A 16,484-nucleotide genomic window follows, 5' to 3' on the forward strand; every position below is an offset into this window, starting at 1 on the left:
TCGCTCCTCTTATCTCTTGGTTTCCAAACCGTATTTCTTCAAGTAACGGTAGAGGGTCACGCGGCTTACGTCCAAAAGGTTCGCAAGCCGGCTCACATTACCGCCGGCGGCTTTCCATGCCTTGACGAAGACCTCTTTATCCTCTTTCCACTTGTTGTCCGGCTTCACATCTCCCATGAGGGAAATATCCTGCTCCCGGATAGTGTCACCGGGAGTGTTGAAGAAAGCATACTCCAGCACGCTCTGAAGCTGCTTGATATTGCCGGGCCACTCATACTGGCAGAGCTTGGCCTCTGTCTCCGGCAGGATTTTCTTCACAGGCAGCTGATGCTGCTCCGCCAACTCTGCAATGATGTGCACAGCCAGCTTGGGGATATCCTCACGACGGTTCCTGAGGGCCGGCACGCGGATGACGCTCTTGGACACGATCTCGTAGAGCTTCTCATCGAAAAGCCCACGCTCGGACAGGCGCTTGAGGTCACTGTCGCAGGCGGCAATGATGCGCACGTCGATATTGCGCACCACCGTATCTCCCACCCGGGCGGCCTTGCCGCTGGACAGAGCCTCTGCCAGCTTGCGGGCTATGTTCTTGGGCATCTTCTCGATTTCATCCAGGAACAGGGTGCCGCCGGAAGCCAGCTCCAAACGGCCCTGATGGCTCACCTCGCTGCCCCGGCTCACGCCGAAGAGTTCCTGCTCCAGAAGCTCTGGCGTGGTATCCCCGCAGCGCAGGGTGATGAGCGGCCCGGCAGCCCTGTTGCTGGACTGGTGGATGCCGTGGGCCATGCGCTGCTTGCCCGTGCCGGATTCGCCCTGGATCAGCACGTGGTTCTTGTTGCGGGCCACCCGCTCGGCTTTGGAGCGCACAGCAGCAAAGGTGGTGCCCTCGCCTACCATGGAATTGATGCTGTACTTGGCAGTGTAGCCTGCTGCGTGGGCCACCAGCACCCGCAGGTCTTCGATGGGCATGGAAATGACCACCACGCTCTGGACCATCTGGTCCTCATCCCTCTCCAGGGGCACTACCGTGGTAATGTCCTCGTAGGTCTTGGAGGGCGTAATCCAGGTCACTTCCTTGTTGTAGGAAGGCACCCCCCGGAAGCCCTTGGAAACTGGGGTGTGCTGGTAGTTCAGGATCACGTCGTTGAGGTTGGAGGTGTGCAGGCTGCCATGCAGGCTCTCATGCTTGGCACCAATGCCCTTGAGGCGCTTGTTGCCCAGCTCATTGGCATAAGCCACCTCGCCGCCGGGCAGCACATGGTACACAGCAAAGGGAGCTGCATCCAGAATAGCTTCTTCCGCCGTAATGCGCAGCTCGGCTTCAAGATGCTGCTCAAGGGCAGTACGCATAGTGAAAAGCAGGGAAATAACTGCATCCTGGGGCATGGGCACCGGCTCCATGGACACCAGGGTCACGATGTAGCGGAACTCGCCGTTGACGAAGACAGGTGCAGAGCAGGCATCACCCAGCTGGCATTCCTTCACCCACATCTCCGGGCCGAACATCCAGAAGGGAGCCTTCATCTCGTAAGCCACGCTGATAGAGGAAGTACCCACCTCAGCCTCGCCTACCCGCACGCCCTCGATTTCTCCCGGGGTCATCTGATAGAAGGGCAGGGAATAACTCTTCAACACCACGCAGTCCGCATCTACCAGCAGGAGGCTCAGATTGTACTCCTGGAAGAACTCCTTGATGCCCTCGCTGAGATGTCCCAGATAACTGATGGCTGTGCTGTGGCTCTGCTGCAGCTCATGGAATTTCTCCGGGTCCAGGCGGTGGGAAATATCCAGCTTGTCCTGCTTCACGCCCCGTTCCTGACTACGCTGCCAGGAAGCCGCCACCCAGGGATGCACATTGGGGTCCAGTACCCCGTTTTCCGTGTAATTCTGATAATAAGCCTCGAGCTTGGATCTACTGCGATGCTCTCTGATCATTTTCTTCCTCCTAAATTCTTCGAGCCTATCCCACCAAGGCCTTACTCCTGTGTTGGAAATTTCCCTTCCTTAACACATTCTTCAAACACAGGAACTTTATTGTAAACCTATTTTACCAATACAAGCCCTCTACTGCAACGGCTTTTAGGAAAAAGTTTACAAAAACTTTACATACGATGGAGTAAATTCACAAATTTGTCTTATATTACCAGCAATAACACGTTATGCTGCCTATATTCGTTAGGGGTTTACAGTAATGACGTAGAAATTCTGTCAATAATCTCCTGCAAATTTGAGCAATTCTCTTATTTAGGTTATAATATTGTAAGTAATTATCAAGCACTTATACAGACTAATCTTACTTGAGGAGCAGAACACATGCGCAATCTTTGCAAGAACTTCATCTTCATCCTTGGCATCATCTGCATCATGGCCGGCATCTTTGGCCTCTCCTATACCTACCACATCGACCATCGCACGGCAGAAAGCCTGTCTGCCTACTGCCGCATCGACTTCCAGAGTTCCTTCACAGAAACAGGCAAACTGGAAGGGGCGGTGCTATCCATCTGGGATTTCCGCTATGACGGAGCAAAACTCCTGCCCCAGGCAGTGCTCTACACCGATGGAGACGCCTGGGAAATGAATGCTGCTGTGAAGCAGATTTCCCCCCAGGAGCGGGAGGAGGCCCAGGACCCGGAAACTTCCGCCGTCAACGCCGAGCATCCCTACCAGTACGAAAACAAGCTCTTTGTGGAAATGCCCCGCTCCAGCTTGCCAGCCATCAAAAAAGCGGAAACTGTCCGTTTCCGCTTCTACTATGACAACGGGCAGACCATCGACCTGCCCCTCAACGAGCCTGACCTGGAGTACTGGAAGGCCCAGCTTATTGAAAAAAGTTAATACCGCACATATACGCGAGGTACCCTGGGCGAAACAAGGCAGGTTACCTCGTAATTTATTGTGTCCAGAACCCGGGCAGCATCGTCCACCGTCAGCTCCGGCGCACCGAAAAGCACGGCCACGTCCCCTTCTTTGACATCGGGGATATCCGTCACGTCCACCATCACCTGGTCCATGCAGACCCGCCCTGCTACGGGAGCAAGCTTTCCATTGATAAGGACCTTGGCACCGCCCTTGCCGTAGGCGCGGATATAGCCATCCGCATAACCCAGGGGCAGAGTGGCAACGAGACTTTCCCTTTTAGCTTCCCAGGTCCTGCCATATCCGATAGTCTCTCCCGGGTGCATCTTCTTCAGGAAGACAATCTGGGCACAGAGCTTCATCACAGGTTTCAGTTCCACAGGGTGGGTGACTTCCTCAGAGGGCCACATGCCATACTGGATAACCCCGGCCCGCACCATATCCAGATGTGCCTCGGGCATTTCCAGAATGGCGGCAGACTCAGCAATGTGGCGGATTTTCAGTTCCACGCCCACGGCCTTCACCGCCTCGCAGGCCGCCAGGAAACGCCTCAGCTGCTCTTGAGCAAAAGTCTTGTCCTCACAATCCGCTGTGGCAAAGTGGGAGAACATGCCCTCAATCTCCAGATTGGGCAGTTCACTCACAGCCGCGGCCAAAGCAGCCATTTCCTCCGGACGGGCACCGATGCGCCCCATGCCCGTCTCCACCTTCAAATGGACCTTGGCCGTCTTGCCCTGCTTCACCGCCGCATCCGAAAGCGCCCGGGCCAAAGGCAGTTCGCAGACTGCCTGGGTAATGTCATACTCCACCACCAGTTCCGCTTCCTCTGGCAAAATAAGACCCAATAGCAAGATTGGCGTTGTAATGCCCGCCTCACGCAGCTCAATGCCCTCGGAAATAGTAGCCACCGCCAGGTACTCCGCCCCCTCAGAGAGAGCTGCCTTGGCAGCCTCCAAGGCCCCATGCCCATAGGCATCAGCCTTCACCACAGCGCAGAGCCTGGCATCTCCCTTGATGCAGGACTTGATGGCCCTGTAATTATGTTCCAACGCATTCAGATTTATTTCTGCCCAAGTGGCACGATTACGCATGACAAACGCTCCTTTATCCCACGTTCCAAAATAATAACCAAGTTAAAGCATACCGCAAAAAGGGCAGATTTTCCAGTGGAATATCTGCCCTTTCTCTCGGAAAAAATAACAGTTCTTTACTTCGCCTCCGGCAGAAATGCCAGTCGGGGCACGATTCCAGAGGCTAACAAGCCTATCACCGCTCCTGTCACCATGCCGCAAATGCCCAAAATGGGAAAATAATAGAGCACTCCTGTGCTCTCCACCGCCCAGGCGGCTATGGCCAGCTGTCCCAGATTGTGCAGGAAGCCGCCTGCCATACTCACGCCGATGACGGAAAACCTGCCTGTGAGCTTCAGGGCCAGCATGCCGCCGAAGCTCACGAGGCCTCCTGCCAGGCTGTAAGCCATGACCGTAGGGCCTCCTCCCAGCAGGGAGCCTATGGCTATGCGCAATATCAATATCAACATTGCATCCCGCCAGGGCAAGGTGTAAAGGGCAATGACCGTGATAATATTGGCCAGGCCCAGCTTGGCACCGGGAGCCAGGAAGGGCATAGGAATCATGCCTTCGAAGAGAAAGAGGGTTAAGGAGAGGGAGAGGAGAAGGGAAATGTATACTAAGCGAAAAGTTCCTTGCATATCCTTGCCTCCCTTGTTTGCCCCCCCCGCCTGCCCCGCTTGCGGGGAAGGTGGCAGCCGAAGGCTGACGGAAGGGGGACTAGGAGGTGATAAGCGGCTTCGAAGCCCCCTTCCACCGGCTTCGCCGGTCCCCCTCCCCCGCAAGCGGTGGAGGTATGATCTGCTATTCAGTAACCCTTTCTAAAAAACTTACACTCTGATGCTAGTAAAGCCGCTGGCCTTCCGAAGCCTGTTCATTATTGCTAACCCCAAGCCTTCGGAAGTCGTTCCTTCCGCCAATAAACTCTCCGCCTCGGTATCATCAAAGTACCGCAGACCTTCATAAAGGCTGGCAGCAATGGCGGGGAGGTCTCCCTGTGCGCCGTAACAATAGCCTAAATCATCGGGCAGGAGGCTGCCCAGTTCTTCCAGCACTTCCTCACTGGCCAGTACGCCTACTATCTCTCCTTGTTTTCTGCGGGCAAGAAGTTCCTTTTCCATCGCACCTGCTACTTTTTCTGGCGCACCTTCAACTAACGTCAGAGGTGCCTTGGGAGCGTAGTGCTTGTACTTCATGCCCGGGGCCTTGGGGATGGCATCCTTGCCCACCAAAGCAGGGTCAATCATGACCCTGCCTGCCACTTCCTCCAGCATTTCCTCCGTGATAGCGCCGGGACGCAGGATAACGGCAATATCACCCGTGCAGTCCACAATGGTTGACTCCACCCCGAACTCGCAAGGGCCGCCGTCCAGTATCAGGGGCACCCGCCCCTCCAAATCATTCAGCACTGCCTCAGCAGTGGTGGGGCTGGGACGGCCGGAAAGATTGGCCGAAGGCGCCGCCACCGGCACCCCTGCCGCCTTGATCATGGCCCGGGCCACATCATTTTCCGGCATGCGGATGCCCACTGTATCCAGCCCCCCGGTAATCTCATCAGGCACAATATCCTTGCGCTTCAAGATAAGGGTAATAGGGCCAGGGCAAAAAGCCGCCAGCAGCTTCTCCGCCAAAGGCGTGATCTCAGCCGCAATCTCCCCAATCATGGCACGATTGGCCACATGAAGGATCAAAGGATTATCCGAAGGCCGTCCCTTAGCCAGATAAATCCCCTTGCAAGCCTCCCCATCAAAACCATTGGCCCCCAGCCCATAAACTGTTTCCGTTGGAAACGCAACAAGTCCACCAGAGCGCAGAATCTCTCCCGCCCTCTTCAAGACTTTACTCTGCACCCTAACATCATCAATCCGAATAACTTCAGTCTGCACAATCAAGACTCCTCAAACTTCAGCCCATGGATGGGCGTCCCGCGGCCGTTGGCTTTCATGGATGAAAGGCAAGGCCGCGTTTTCTTTTGGTTCGTTTTCTTTGCGCCAAAGAAAATGAACAGCCGAAACTTAAATATAAGCAATAACTACACGTTCTATGCCAGCCAAATCTTTAAGAATCTCCGTCCTTTTAATAAGCGGATTCTCCTCGGCCAGTTTCGCAACAACGGCCGCCTGCCCGATGCCAACCTCAAAAGCCATAAATCCGTCTTCCTCAAGAAGGTTCGGAGCCTCTGCGCAAAGCCTCCGATAAAAATTCAGCCCATCCTCGCCACCAGACAGCGCCCCATAAGGCTCCTTGCAGCGAACCTCCGCCTGCAATCCCTCAATATCCTTCTCCGGAATATACGGCGGGTTGGAAAGAATCGCCGTAAACTTCCTATCCTTGACAGGCTCCAGCAAATCCCCGGTAAAGAACTCAATCCTGTCAGCCAGTCCCAGGCTGGCGGCATTTTCTTCCGCCACAGCCCGTGCCTCCGAGGAAATATCCACGGTGACGGCATGGCTTCCCGGCACAAAACTCAGCACCGACAGGCAGATGGCACCGCTGCCGGTGCCAATATCTGCAAAAGAGCAATTCTCCCTGCCCCGCAGTCTTTCCACTGCCGCCTGCACCAGGATTTCCGTATCGGGACGAGGAATAAGGGTGGCTGGGGTCACCTTGAAGTCCAGCCCCATAAACTCCTTCTGCCCCAGCAGATACGCCACCGGCACATGTTCCACCCGCTGCTTGATCAGAGCCTTGTAAGCCGCCAGTTCCTCTGCTTCCAAGGGCTGGTCGAAGTGGACGTAAAGAAAAATCCTCTCCTTCTTCAGCACATGGGAAAGCAGTACCTCGGCATCCAGGCGGGGAGATTCCACGCCCTTCGTGCCGAAGTACTGCTCAGTCCACTTCAGGATGCGCCCTATGGTCCATATATCATTATTATCTCCCATATCACTTCACCTGCTTCAGGCGCTCCGCCTGGTCTGCCGTAATCAGGCCATTCAAAAGCTCGTCCAGGTCCCCGTCCAGGATGGCATCAATGCGATGCAGGGTAAGGCCGATGCGATGGTCTGTCACCCTCCCCTGAGGGAAGTTATAGGTGCGGATGCGCTCGCTGCGGTCGCCGGAGCCCACCTGGCTCTTGCGGTCAGCTGCCACCGCATCTGCCTGCTCCTGACGGGCTGCATCAAGTATGCGGGCCCTCAAAACCTTCATGGCCTTTTCCTTGTTCTTCAGCTGGGACTTCTCATCCTGGCACTGCACCACGATGCCCGTGGGCAAATGGGTGATGCGGATGGCCGTTTCGGTCCTGTTGACATACTGGCCGCCGGCCCCGGAAGCGCAGTAGGTATCGATGCGCAGGTCGTTCTGGTCGATATCCACTTCCACCTCTTCGGCCTCCGGCAGCACTGCCACCGTCACCGCAGAGGTATGGATGCGTCCCCCGGATTCAGTCACAGGCACCCGCTGCACACGGTGGGTGCCGCTCTCATATTTCAGCTTGCTATAGGCACCCTGACCAGTAACCATAAAGGAGATTTCCTTGAAGCCGCCGATTTCCGTGGCATTGCTGTCCAGGATTTCCGTACGCCAGCCCTGCTTCTCTGCATAACGGCCATACATGCGGAAGAGGTCGCCGGCAAAGAGAGCTGCCTCCTCTCCTCCTACGCCGCCCCGGATTTCCACAATGACGTTCTTGTCATCATTGGGGTCCTTGGGCAAGAGAAGAATGGGCAGTTCCTGCTCCAGTTCCTCTTTCCGCTGGCTGTACTCCGCAATCTCTGCCTCCAGCAAATGCTTCATCTCCGGGTCATTTTCCTCACCCAGCATTTCCTTGTCCTCAGCCAGTCCCTCGCTTACCTTCTTGTACTCACGGTAAGCCTCTACAATGGGGGTCAGCTGGGCGTGCTCCTTGGAGTAACCCTGCCACTTCGCCATGTCCTGCATGGTGTCAGGGTCGCTGATCAGGGATTCCAGTTCCAGATATTTATCTTCTACTGCTTGTAATTTGGCAAGCACTTGATTCACCTCATATATCACTCAGCCAGGGGAGCTGCTGCGGCCACAGAATTCTCCTCTGAACCGTTCTCCTCAGTGACTTGGGCCAGATAATTCCCCGAGCCTTCCACTATTTCTTCTTCTGGCAGCACTGCCTTCAGAGACTCAATGGCCACTTCCACCATCTCGTCCTCTGGAGGACGGGTGGTGAGATACTGGAGCCAAAGCCCCGGCATGATGGCAGTCTGGATGATGGCATTCTTGCTGCGCCCCGCCAGGCGGATAATCTCATAGGAAATCCCCGCCACCACCGGCAGCAGCAGGATGCGGCTGGCAATGCGGCTCACCAGGTCCGGCCACCCCAGGAAAGCAAAGACGAAAATGGACACCAGCATGACTATCAAAAGAAAATTGGTGCCACAGCGGGGATGGAGCCGGGAGAACCCCTGCACATTCTCCACCGTGAGAGGCATTCCCGCCTCATAGCAATGGATGGTCTTGTGCTCTGCCCCATGGTACTGGAACACCCGGCGTATATCCTTCATGCGGGAAATCCCCCAGATATAGAGCAGGAAGATAATCAGCCGCAGGAAGCCTTCCATCAGGTTCAAGAACACCGGGTCCTCAGTGATGAAGTGGAAAAGTTTGGCTGCGCCCGTGGGAATGGCAATAAACAGGATAGACGCCAGCACCAAAGCAAAGATGATGGTGCCCGCCATTTCCTTGTCAGAAAGCTGCTCATCCTCCTCCCCTGCCATCTTGGCAGAGTAAGACAGGGAGCGAATGCCGATGACCAGGGACTCAATGAGAGCCACAGTACCTCTCAGGAAAGGCTTTTTGAGAATGGGGAACCTGTCGGCAATGGAGTTCACGTCTTTCTTCTCCACCTCGATTTTCCCCTCAGGGGTGCGCACAGCCGTAGCCGTCACCCCGGGGCCGCGCATCATGACGCCTTCAATGACCGCCTGGCCGCCTACTGTCAATCTATCACTCATAGAAAATCACCCTTCATAATCAAAACTTGCATAACGGGGCTTATTCTAGCAAATCTATCTGAATACAGGCTGATACCTAATCTAAATACAGCCCAGTAGTGCACTAACTTCATGCTACGCCTTAGGGCTTGCATTCAGTAAGTGCCCCTTGGGTACGTAGAACTTACCATTCATCTGCGTCCTATCGGACTTGATTCACGGAGTTCTACAGTAAAAAAGCAGAGACTTCCATACAGGAAGGCTCTGCTTCTGGATTACTGATCGAATCAGTTCTTCTGATAGCGCTTGTTGAACTTCTCGATACGGCCACCTGCCTGGACGTCACGCTGACGGCCAGTGAAGAAAGGATGGCACTTGGAGCAAACGTCAATGCGCAGATCCTGCTTCGTGGAACCGGTCTTGAAGGTGTTGCCGCAACCGCAGGTCACAGTAGCCTCGAAGAACTCCGGATGAATACCCTGTTTCATATCTATACACCTCACTTTCCCCAGGAACTGGGATGGATACAAGCCCGCTCGTGCCGGCTTGGTTATACCTAGCTGCCCTACGGGAAAGCTAGACAAGAATGTCTTGGAAACAGACGCCCTGCGTCCATTACCCAAATAGTATAGCACAGGACATTTAGCCATGCAAGGGTGAAGAAAAAATCTCCTTGAAAATTTTTCTTATATAGAGGATAATTATTACACTACGACAGAGTCCCACAACTATTGAAAGGATGGTTTTATATATGGCAGAAAAAACTTCCGCCCCCCAGGTACGCTGCAGCATGTGCAAACGGGTGGTGACGGTGCATGACCAGTACGATATGCCCATTTACGACCCCGGTACCGGCTTTGCCATCTGCAAAAGCTGCGTACGCGACATCAATCATTTCCTGGACGAGCACGACATGGCCACCGCTGAGGCAGAGCACCATGATTTCTCTGAGCAGCTCACGGATATCCTGAACAAGAACAAGCCCCATAAGATCAAGGAATATCTGGACGAGTACATCATCAACCAAGACAAGGCCAAAAAGGTGCTGTCCGTGGCTGTCTACAACCACTACAAGCGCATGAAGTACGGCTATCAGGAAGAAGAGACGGAAATCGAGAAGTCCAACGTCATCATGCTGGGCCCCTCCGGCTGTGGCAAGACCGCTCTCCTCTCCCACCTGTCCAAGCTCCTGGACATTCCCTTCGCCGTCACCGATGCCTCCAGCCTCACTGAGGCAGGCTTCGTAGGGGCCGACGTGGAAGTGGCTGTACGCAACCTCTACTATGCAGCTGACAAGGATATCGAGAAAGCTGAGCACGGTATCATCTATCTGGACGAATTCGACAAGATTGCCAGAAAGTCCGGCGCCAACAACTCCATCACCGCCGACCCTGGCCATGAAGGTGTCCAGCAGGCCTTGCTGAAGATGCTGGAAGGCAGCGTGGTGGAATTCACCGCCCGGGGCCAGCGCAAGCATCCGGAAGCCCCCACCATCAAGGTGGATACCAAGAATATCCTCTTCATCGTAGGCGGCGCCTTCGTGGGCATCGACAAGGTCATCAACAAGCGGCTGAAAAAGAGCGAATCCGGCTCCATCGGCTTCGGCGCCGAAGTGAAGGGCGAGGCAGACCAGCCCAAGTTTGACGAGCTTATCCATCAGGTGCGCCCGGAAGACCTCATGGAATACGGCATCATCCCGGAGATCATCGGCCGCCTGCCGGTTATCTGCACCCTGGAGACCCTGGACGAAGACGCCCTGCTGCGCATCCTCACAGAGCCCAAGAACGCACCTGTGAGGCAGTACGAAAAACTGCTGGCCATGGATGGGGTAACCCTCAGATTCGAGGAAGACGCCCTGCGGGCCGTAGCCAAGAAGGCCATCGAGCGCAAGACCGGCGCCCGCTCCCTGAAGGGCATCATCGAAGATACCATGCTAGATGTCATGTTCGACATTCCCCGCTCCGACGAGAAGCGCGAAGTGGTCATCACGGAAAAATGCATCACCGAAGGCGCACAGCCGGAGGTAAAGCCTGTAACTGCATAAAGAAAAATGGAGGCTTGCCCCAAGAGGCAAGTCTCCATTTTTTTTTGCTCGTCACATAGCTGCCGCTTCCTTGTCTCCTTCCCGGAGGGGTTCACCAAAGACAAGGTTATCCAAAAGCCCGATCAGCTGGTTGATCTCTGGCTTGGAAATCTGGCCGGAAGCCCCCAACTCCTCGCCCTTACGCCTCATCTCTTCGCTGATCAGCGAGGAGAAGAGCACCAGCGGAACATCCTTCAAGCGTTCATCATCACGCACCAGCTTAAGCAGGCGATGGCCGTCCATCTTGGGCATCTCAACGTCGGAGACGATGATAGCCACATGATCTTCAATCTTGCCACCCTTCTTGGAAAGAGCCTGCAGATAATCCCAGGCATCCTGGCCATTGCCGAAGTCACGCACAAAGCGATAGCCGGAATCGTGCAGGGTAGTGACCAACAGGTCACGCAACATGGCAGAGTCCTCTGCCACCACCACATGGACGTTGGAACGACGGGTCTTGATATCCTCCGTGGCTTCCTCAAAAGTGGTCAGCTTCTGGTTGATCTCAGGATTGATTTCCGCAATGATGGTCTCAAAGTCAAGGAGCAGCACGATGCGGTCGCTCATCTTGATGATGCCCACTACCCGGGACTGATCGCCCACTTCAGGTGCAGGCTCCATTTCCTTCCAGGAAATGCGGTGGATACGGGACACATTGCCCACCAGGAAACCAATGCTATAGTTGTTGATTTCCGTCACGATGATGTTGCGCGGCTCATCAGTAGTCTGGATGTTCAGGCAGCGGGGCAGGTTGACCAGAGGAATGGCCTTGCCGCGCAACGTGAACAAGCCGTCCACATAGGGATGGGCCTGCGGCATAGATGTAACTGGCACCCTAGTGATGACCTCGCGTACCTTGGCCACATTGATGCCATAGTTGACCTTGCCAATGCTGAACTCGACAATCTCGAATTCATTGGTTCCCGTCTCCAGGAGGATTCCTTTCTTGTCGCCGCTAGTCTCTGCTACTCCTGCCATCAAATTCGCCCCCATATTTATGAATCACATGATAATATCCTACGGTAAGCTCACAGCCAATATCAAGACTGCCTGCTACAGGACCTTAAATGACACTCGAATACTTTTATCAAGAATATTCGCCCTCTGACATTAAAATCCTTCTAGGGAGACAAAAATTTCATCAATTCATGATTCAATCTGCCAGAGCACCATCTGCATCCTTGCTGCGGCGCAGCTGCAGGGTGAGAACAGCGGCAAACATAGCCGCACCGATGAGGTCAGTCACCAGGCCCGGGCTGATCATCAGGAGGCCTCCCACGATCAGCACGATGCGCTCCCAACCACGGCAGGCAGCTGCCAGGAAGCCAATCAGGGCAGAGGACAGGGACACCATGCCGATAAGGGCGGTGACGGTGGTGACAATAAGCCCGCCTGCCGTAGCGTCCATCATCAGCAGCGTGGGCGACAGCACAAACATGTAAGGAATGATAAAGGCTGCAATAGCCAGCTTCGAAGCGTTGACGCCGGTCCACAGAGGATTGCCGCCGCTGATGCCGGAACCTGCATAAGCTGCCAGAGCCACTGGCGGGGTCACGTCAGCGATGATGCCGAAGTAGAACACGAACATGTGGGCTGCCAGTACCGGCACTCCCATCTGCACCAGAGCGGGAGCCGCAATGGTGGAAGTGATGACGTAGTTAGCCGTGGTGGGCACGCCCATGCCCAAAAGGATGGCGGTAATCATAGTGAAGAACATGGTGGGCAGCAAGAGGCCGCCGGAAAGCTCGATAAGGCCGGAAGCCAGCTTCAGACCCACGCCGGTCTTGGTCACCACGCCGATGATGATGCCGGCAGCAGCGCAGGCCACCAGTACACCCAACACATTCTTGGCACCGTTCTCCAGGCCTTCCACCACCTGCATGGGCTTCATACGGGTACTCTTGCGCAGGGCAGAGCAGAGGATAGCCAGCACAATGGCCACCAGAGCTGCGCGCATGGGAGTATAGCCGGAAACCAGCAGATAGACAATTATAATGAGGGGAAGTGCCAAATGGCCCCTGTCACGCAGGATAGTCCAGATCTTGGGCAGCTGATCACGGGGAATGCCCTTCAGGTTAGTGCGCTTGGCCTCGAAATGCACTCCCAGCCATACGCCTACGAAATAGAGGAAAGCAGGGATAATGGCCGCCTTCACGATATCGATGTAAGGAACCCCCACGAACTCAGCCATGAGAAAAGCCGCAGCACCCATGACCGGAGGCATGAGCTGCCCGCCAGTGGAAGCCGCCGCCTCCACCGCCCCGGCAAAGTTCTTGTGGTAGCCCAGCTTCTTCATCATGGGAATAGTGAGAGAACCCGTGCCCACCACGTTGGCCACAGAGCTGCCGGACACGGTGCCCATGAGGCCGGAGGAAAGCACTGCCACCTTGGCAGGACCGCCGCTGGCCCAGCCTGCAATGGAGTTGGCCAGGTCAATGAAGAATTTGCCCAGCCCAGTGGACTCAAGATAAGCGCCAAAAAGGATAAAGAGGAAGATAAAGGTGGAGGACACCCCCAGAGGAATACCGAAGATACCCTCAGTAGTGTAAAAGAGATGCCCCACCAGCTGGGAAACAGTCAGGCCGCGATGAGCCAGTACCCCGGGCATGTAAGGTCCCAGAAAGGCATAAGCCAGAAAAGCCAGTACCACGCAGACCATGGGGATACCAACCACCCGGCGGGCCGCCTCAATAACCAGCAGCAAGCCCAAGAGGCCTATGTATAAGTCCAGACCGGAAGTGAGGCCCGCCCTCAGTACCAGAGACTGGTACTCGATGACGATGTAGGCAGGTGCCGCCGCCCCCAAGATGGCCAGCAAGAGATCAAAAGGATGCAGCTTGTGCCGGGACCAGCTTTTTCTGGTGGGATAAAGCAGATACACCAGCGAAAGGCCAAAGCCCAAATGCACCGCCCTCTGAAGCTGGGCATCCAGCACTCCAAAGGTAGCCGTATAGAGCTGGAAGACGGAGAAAGCAATAGCCAAAGCAGTCACGAACTTCGCCATGAAGCCTGTGTATTCCATCTTGTCAGATTCCATATCGTATTTCTTGAGGATAGCTTCGGCCTTGTCTGCTTCGGTCAGCATCTCAGCCGGCGTCCCCTTTTTCTCTTTGTCTTTCATATCACGCACCACTTTCCTTGTGTAGTTTCATATTCAGAAGAAAATCTTATATAAGGGCAACAACTCAACTTCTATCAACGTACCAGGAGAGTATTCCTTATAAAATTCAAACCGCTTTGCATATCCTGCGCGGCTCACCGTCACAGTAAGCTCCGTGCCCACTCCCGTGCGCAGGGCCAGCTCCGGGAAATGCCTGTCCATCCCTGTGATGACGAAATCATTGCCCTCCTGCCGGAATTCGCCTTCCGACTCCAAAAAGGGCAGCCCCACCCCGAAGGAATGGTAGCGGGTTTCCACCAGCTCAAGCTCTTGGCCCCCAAGGGAAACCCTCAGCCTTTCCTCCACCGGAGTCTTTTGCACAGAATGGATAAAGTCTATGGTCAGCTCCGCTCCACCAGCCTCATACATAGCAAGACGCCGTCCCTCCGCCGACAGCGTCAGGCACGGCGTCAGGAGCACCTGTGCCAGGGCTATGATGGATAGCCCCAGCACCAGGCACGGCCAGAGTCGCAGCTTCAGACCCGTAAGTTCACTAAGCACAAACTTCCACTCATCATTCCTTGAAGAACTTCTCGGCACCGGCATTCATCTTGAGAGGCATGCCGCTCATAGCCTTGTCCTTGGCAATCTGCTTGCCTACAGCATGAGCTGCCTGGAGACGGTCAAGGTTGGTAAAGAGGCTCTTGGCAACATCATAACCCAGCTGCTCGCTGACCTTCTCATTTGCCACCAGCATAGCCATGACGGAAACAGCAGCCACATCTTCATCAAAACCTGCATAGGTGCCGGCAGGGATGACAGTCTTGGTATAGAAGGGATACTTGGCGATCAAAGCGTCAGCCTTGTCAGCAGATACCGGCAGCAGGCGGACCTTGTTCTGGGAAGCGATATCCTGCACGGCTGCAGTGGGATAGCCTGCAGTCAGGAAAGCCACATCGATGTTGCCATCCTTCAGGGCGCTGGCGGCCTCGCTGAAGGAGAGGTACTGCACCTGGATGTCATCATAAGTGACGCCGTAGGCTTCCATGATCTGACGGGCATTGGCCTCAACGCCGGAACCAGCTGCACCAACGGCAACCCTCTTGCCCTTGATCTGGGAGAGGTCTTTGATGCCGCTGGAATCAAGGGTCACAGCCTGGCAGGTCTCAGGATAGAGGATAGCGATGCCCTGAAGGCCCTCCACCTTCTTGTCCTTGAACATTTCTGTGCCGTTGACAGCATAGTAGGTAATATCGTTCTGAACGATAGCCAAATCCACAGAGCCATCCTTCAGCATATTGATATTAGCCACGCTGGCGCCGGTGCTCTGGGCACTTGCATTCATGCCCGGGATAGCCTTGTTGAGGATCTCAGCCATGGCACCGCCCAGGGGGTAATAAGTACCTGCGGTGCCGCCGGTGCCGATGTTCAGAAACTGCTTCTGGACAGCCTTCTCGCCATCACCGCCACAGCCTGTGAAAGCCACCGCAGCCATGACCGCCACCATGCCGGCAGCCAGCATCTTCTTCAATGACGCAAACTTCATCTTGATAACCTCCTTATACATACATCCCATTTATCTTTATCTCAACATGTATAACAGTATATCATAGCTACTATACATGTTCAAGACTAGCTGGAAGGAGAAAAATGTAATACTGTATACAGTCAACTCTTTCCCCGCCTGCATAATTATCCAAAAAAGGCCGCTGAACTGCCCACACTAATGCAAACTGATCCAGCGGCCTTGCTGAAAGGAGAATATCTCCTGCTCTATCCTTTTGTATACCCTTGTATACTATTGTATACTTCAGCCAATCTTGACTGAATGGATGACCTTGTAGCCCTGTGCCACGATTTTTGACTTGATGTCCTCTGCATCGGGAATATTGCCACGGATGACAATCTCGTACTTCCCATCTGGCTGCTTGCAGGTCACCAGGCTGTCTATGGACAGCCCCGCATCCTTGAAGATGCTGGCCAGCTCATAGACCACGCCTACCTTGTCCTCCACCTCTACCGTGAGGCGGGTCTTGCCCTTGGCCAGGCCCATGACGTCGATGAAGGTCTTGAAGATATCTGTCTCCGTGATGACCCCCACTACCACGCCTACGCTGGAGATGACCGGCAGGCCGCCAATCCTGTTCTGCTCCATGAGGAGAGCTGCCTCCTCGATGGTGGCCTCATCGGAGATGGAGATGACCTTGTTGGGCATGATATCCTTCACCTTCAGCTTGGCCAGCAGGGATTTTTCCTCGTATTTGGAAAGGGTCGTAGCCGGACTGGGTGCCACCCTCATGAGGTCGCGGTCGCTGATGAAGCTCACCAGCCGTCCTTCCTCCACCACCGGCAGGCGGCGGAATTTTCCTTTCCGCATGGCGGTCATTGCCGCATCTATAGAATCCTCCGGCGCAATAGTCACCGGATTCTGCGCCATTCGTTTGGACACAAACATCAATATCAACCCCCTC

General features: G+C 54.9%; 15 protein-coding genes. 2 read left to right on the forward strand and 13 right to left on the reverse strand.

From position 1 onward, the window contains the following. Positions 1 to 9 precede the first annotated feature (9 nt). The gene (locus BLW59_RS04080) at positions 10 to 1,935 is read right to left on the reverse strand and encodes a sigma 54-interacting transcriptional regulator (RefSeq protein ID WP_029541120.1); all 1,926 of its coding nucleotides are present in this window, start codon (positions 1,933 to 1,935) and stop codon (positions 10 to 12) included. 378 nt (positions 1,936 to 2,313) lie between these two features. Between BLW59_RS04080 and BLW59_RS04085 the strand changes: the two genes are divergently transcribed. After that, the gene (locus tag BLW59_RS04085) at positions 2,314 to 2,835 is read left to right on the forward strand and encodes a hypothetical protein (protein WP_074696434.1); all 522 of its coding nucleotides are present in this window, start codon (positions 2,314 to 2,316) and stop codon (positions 2,833 to 2,835) included. Here the strand turns inward: BLW59_RS04085 and alr are convergent. The 7 genes from alr to rpmE form a co-directional block, all read right to left on the reverse strand. Next, positions 2,832 to 3,947: an alanine racemase gene (alr, locus tag BLW59_RS04090; RefSeq protein WP_074696436.1), complete on the reverse strand. Its 1,116-nt coding sequence runs from the start codon at positions 3,945 to 3,947 to the stop codon at positions 2,832 to 2,834. The genes BLW59_RS04085 and alr overlap by 4 nt on opposite strands. Positions 3,948 to 4,063: 116 nt before the next feature. Next, complete coding sequence (locus BLW59_RS04095) at positions 4,064 to 4,567, reverse strand: Gx transporter family protein (protein ID WP_074696438.1); 504 nt, start codon at positions 4,565 to 4,567, stop codon at positions 4,064 to 4,066. 189 nt (positions 4,568 to 4,756) lie between these two features. Continuing rightward, positions 4,757 to 5,812: an L-threonylcarbamoyladenylate synthase gene (locus tag BLW59_RS04100; RefSeq protein ID WP_074696440.1), complete on the reverse strand. Its 1,056-nt coding sequence runs from the start codon at positions 5,810 to 5,812 to the stop codon at positions 4,757 to 4,759. A 129-nt stretch (positions 5,813 to 5,941) separates the two neighbouring features. Then, positions 5,942 to 6,808, reverse strand: coding sequence for a peptide chain release factor N(5)-glutamine methyltransferase (gene prmC / locus BLW59_RS04105; protein ID WP_074696442.1), 867 nt, complete (start codon positions 6,806 to 6,808; stop codon positions 5,942 to 5,944). Position 6,809: 1 nt separating this feature from the next. After that, positions 6,810 to 7,877, reverse strand: a complete 1,068-nt coding sequence (gene prfA, locus BLW59_RS04110; protein ID WP_074696576.1) for a peptide chain release factor 1 — start codon at positions 7,875 to 7,877, stop codon at positions 6,810 to 6,812. 17 nt (positions 7,878 to 7,894) lie between these two features. Next, positions 7,895 to 8,851 (reverse strand): DUF1385 domain-containing protein, encoded by a 957-nt coding sequence (locus BLW59_RS04115; protein ID WP_074696444.1) that lies wholly within the window; start codon positions 8,849 to 8,851, stop codon positions 7,895 to 7,897. Positions 8,852 to 9,117: 266 nt separating this feature from the next. Beyond that, on the reverse strand, positions 9,118 to 9,318 hold the full coding sequence (rpmE, locus tag BLW59_RS04120) for a 50S ribosomal protein L31 (RefSeq protein WP_074696446.1): 201 nt from the start codon (positions 9,316 to 9,318) through the stop codon (positions 9,118 to 9,120). Positions 9,319 to 9,581: 263 nt separating this feature from the next. Here rpmE and clpX point away from each other — a divergent pair, with 263 nt between their 5' ends. After that, a complete protein-coding gene (clpX, locus tag BLW59_RS04125; protein ID WP_074696448.1) occupies positions 9,582 to 10,874 on the forward strand; it encodes an ATP-dependent Clp protease ATP-binding subunit ClpX in 1,293 nt (430 codons plus the stop codon). A gap of 51 nt (positions 10,875 to 10,925) precedes the next feature. Here clpX and BLW59_RS04130 read toward each other — a convergent pair whose 3' ends face one another. From BLW59_RS04130 to BLW59_RS04150, 5 genes are all read right to left on the reverse strand, one after another. Further along, positions 10,926 to 11,891 carry a chemotaxis protein gene (locus BLW59_RS04130; protein ID WP_074696450.1) on the reverse strand — a complete coding sequence of 322 codons (966 nt, stop codon included), beginning with the start codon at positions 11,889 to 11,891 and terminating at the stop codon, positions 10,926 to 10,928. Positions 11,892 to 12,066: 175 nt separating this feature from the next. Beyond that, entirely contained in the window at positions 12,067 to 14,034 is a 1,968-nt protein-coding gene (locus tag BLW59_RS04135; RefSeq protein WP_081348373.1) for a TRAP transporter permease, read from the reverse strand. 33 nt (positions 14,035 to 14,067) lie between these two features. Then, complete coding sequence (locus BLW59_RS04140) at positions 14,068 to 14,574, reverse strand: DUF1850 domain-containing protein (RefSeq protein ID WP_318258311.1); 507 nt, start codon at positions 14,572 to 14,574, stop codon at positions 14,068 to 14,070. Positions 14,575 to 14,587: 13 nt separating this feature from the next. Further along, positions 14,588 to 15,559, reverse strand: coding sequence for a TAXI family TRAP transporter solute-binding subunit (locus tag BLW59_RS04145; RefSeq protein WP_029541133.1), 972 nt, complete (start codon positions 15,557 to 15,559; stop codon positions 14,588 to 14,590). 264 nt (positions 15,560 to 15,823) lie between these two features. Next, the gene (locus tag BLW59_RS04150; protein ID WP_074696452.1) at positions 15,824 to 16,468 is read right to left on the reverse strand and encodes a CBS domain-containing protein; all 645 of its coding nucleotides are present in this window, start codon (positions 16,466 to 16,468) and stop codon (positions 15,824 to 15,826) included. Between the last annotated feature and the right edge of the window lie 16 nt (positions 16,469 to 16,484).

This window comes from Selenomonas sp. KH1T6, from assembly GCF_900108415.1.
GTDB classification, from domain to species: Bacteria; Bacillota; Negativicutes; order Selenomonadales; family Selenomonadaceae; genus Selenomonas_B; species Selenomonas_B ruminantium_A.

Bases quoted from the DNA above. Each gene is read 5' to 3' on its own strand.
- BLW59_RS04080 (WP_029541120.1), bottom strand. From the start codon at position 1,935: ATGATCAGAGAGCATCGCAGTAGATCCAAGCTCGAGGCTTATTATCAG.
- BLW59_RS04085 (WP_074696434.1), top strand. From the start codon at position 2,314: ATGCGCAATCTTTGCAAGAACTTCATCTTCATCCTTGGCATCATCTGC.
- alr (WP_074696436.1), bottom strand. From the start codon at position 3,947: ATGCGTAATCGTGCCACTTGGGCAGAAATAAATCTGAATGCGTTGGAA.
- BLW59_RS04095 (WP_074696438.1), bottom strand. From the start codon at position 4,567: ATGCAAGGAACTTTTCGCTTAGTATACATTTCCCTTCTCCTCTCCCTC.
- prmC (WP_074696442.1), bottom strand. From the start codon at position 6,808: ATGGGAGATAATAATGATATATGGACCATAGGGCGCATCCTGAAGTGG.
- BLW59_RS04115 (WP_074696444.1), bottom strand. From the start codon at position 8,851: ATGAGTGATAGATTGACAGTAGGCGGCCAGGCGGTCATTGAAGGCGTC.
- rpmE (WP_074696446.1), bottom strand. From the start codon at position 9,318: ATGAAACAGGGTATTCATCCGGAGTTCTTCGAGGCTACTGTGACCTGC.
- clpX (WP_074696448.1), top strand. From the start codon at position 9,582: ATGGCAGAAAAAACTTCCGCCCCCCAGGTACGCTGCAGCATGTGCAAA.
- BLW59_RS04130 (WP_074696450.1), bottom strand. From the start codon at position 11,891: ATGGCAGGAGTAGCAGAGACTAGCGGCGACAAGAAAGGAATCCTCCTG.
- BLW59_RS04135 (WP_081348373.1), bottom strand. From the start codon at position 14,034: ATGAAAGACAAAGAGAAAAAGGGGACGCCGGCTGAGATGCTGACCGAA.
- BLW59_RS04145 (WP_029541133.1), bottom strand. From the start codon at position 15,559: ATGAAGTTTGCGTCATTGAAGAAGATGCTGGCTGCCGGCATGGTGGCG.
- BLW59_RS04150 (WP_074696452.1), bottom strand. From the start codon at position 16,468: ATGTTTGTGTCCAAACGAATGGCGCAGAATCCGGTGACTATTGCGCCG.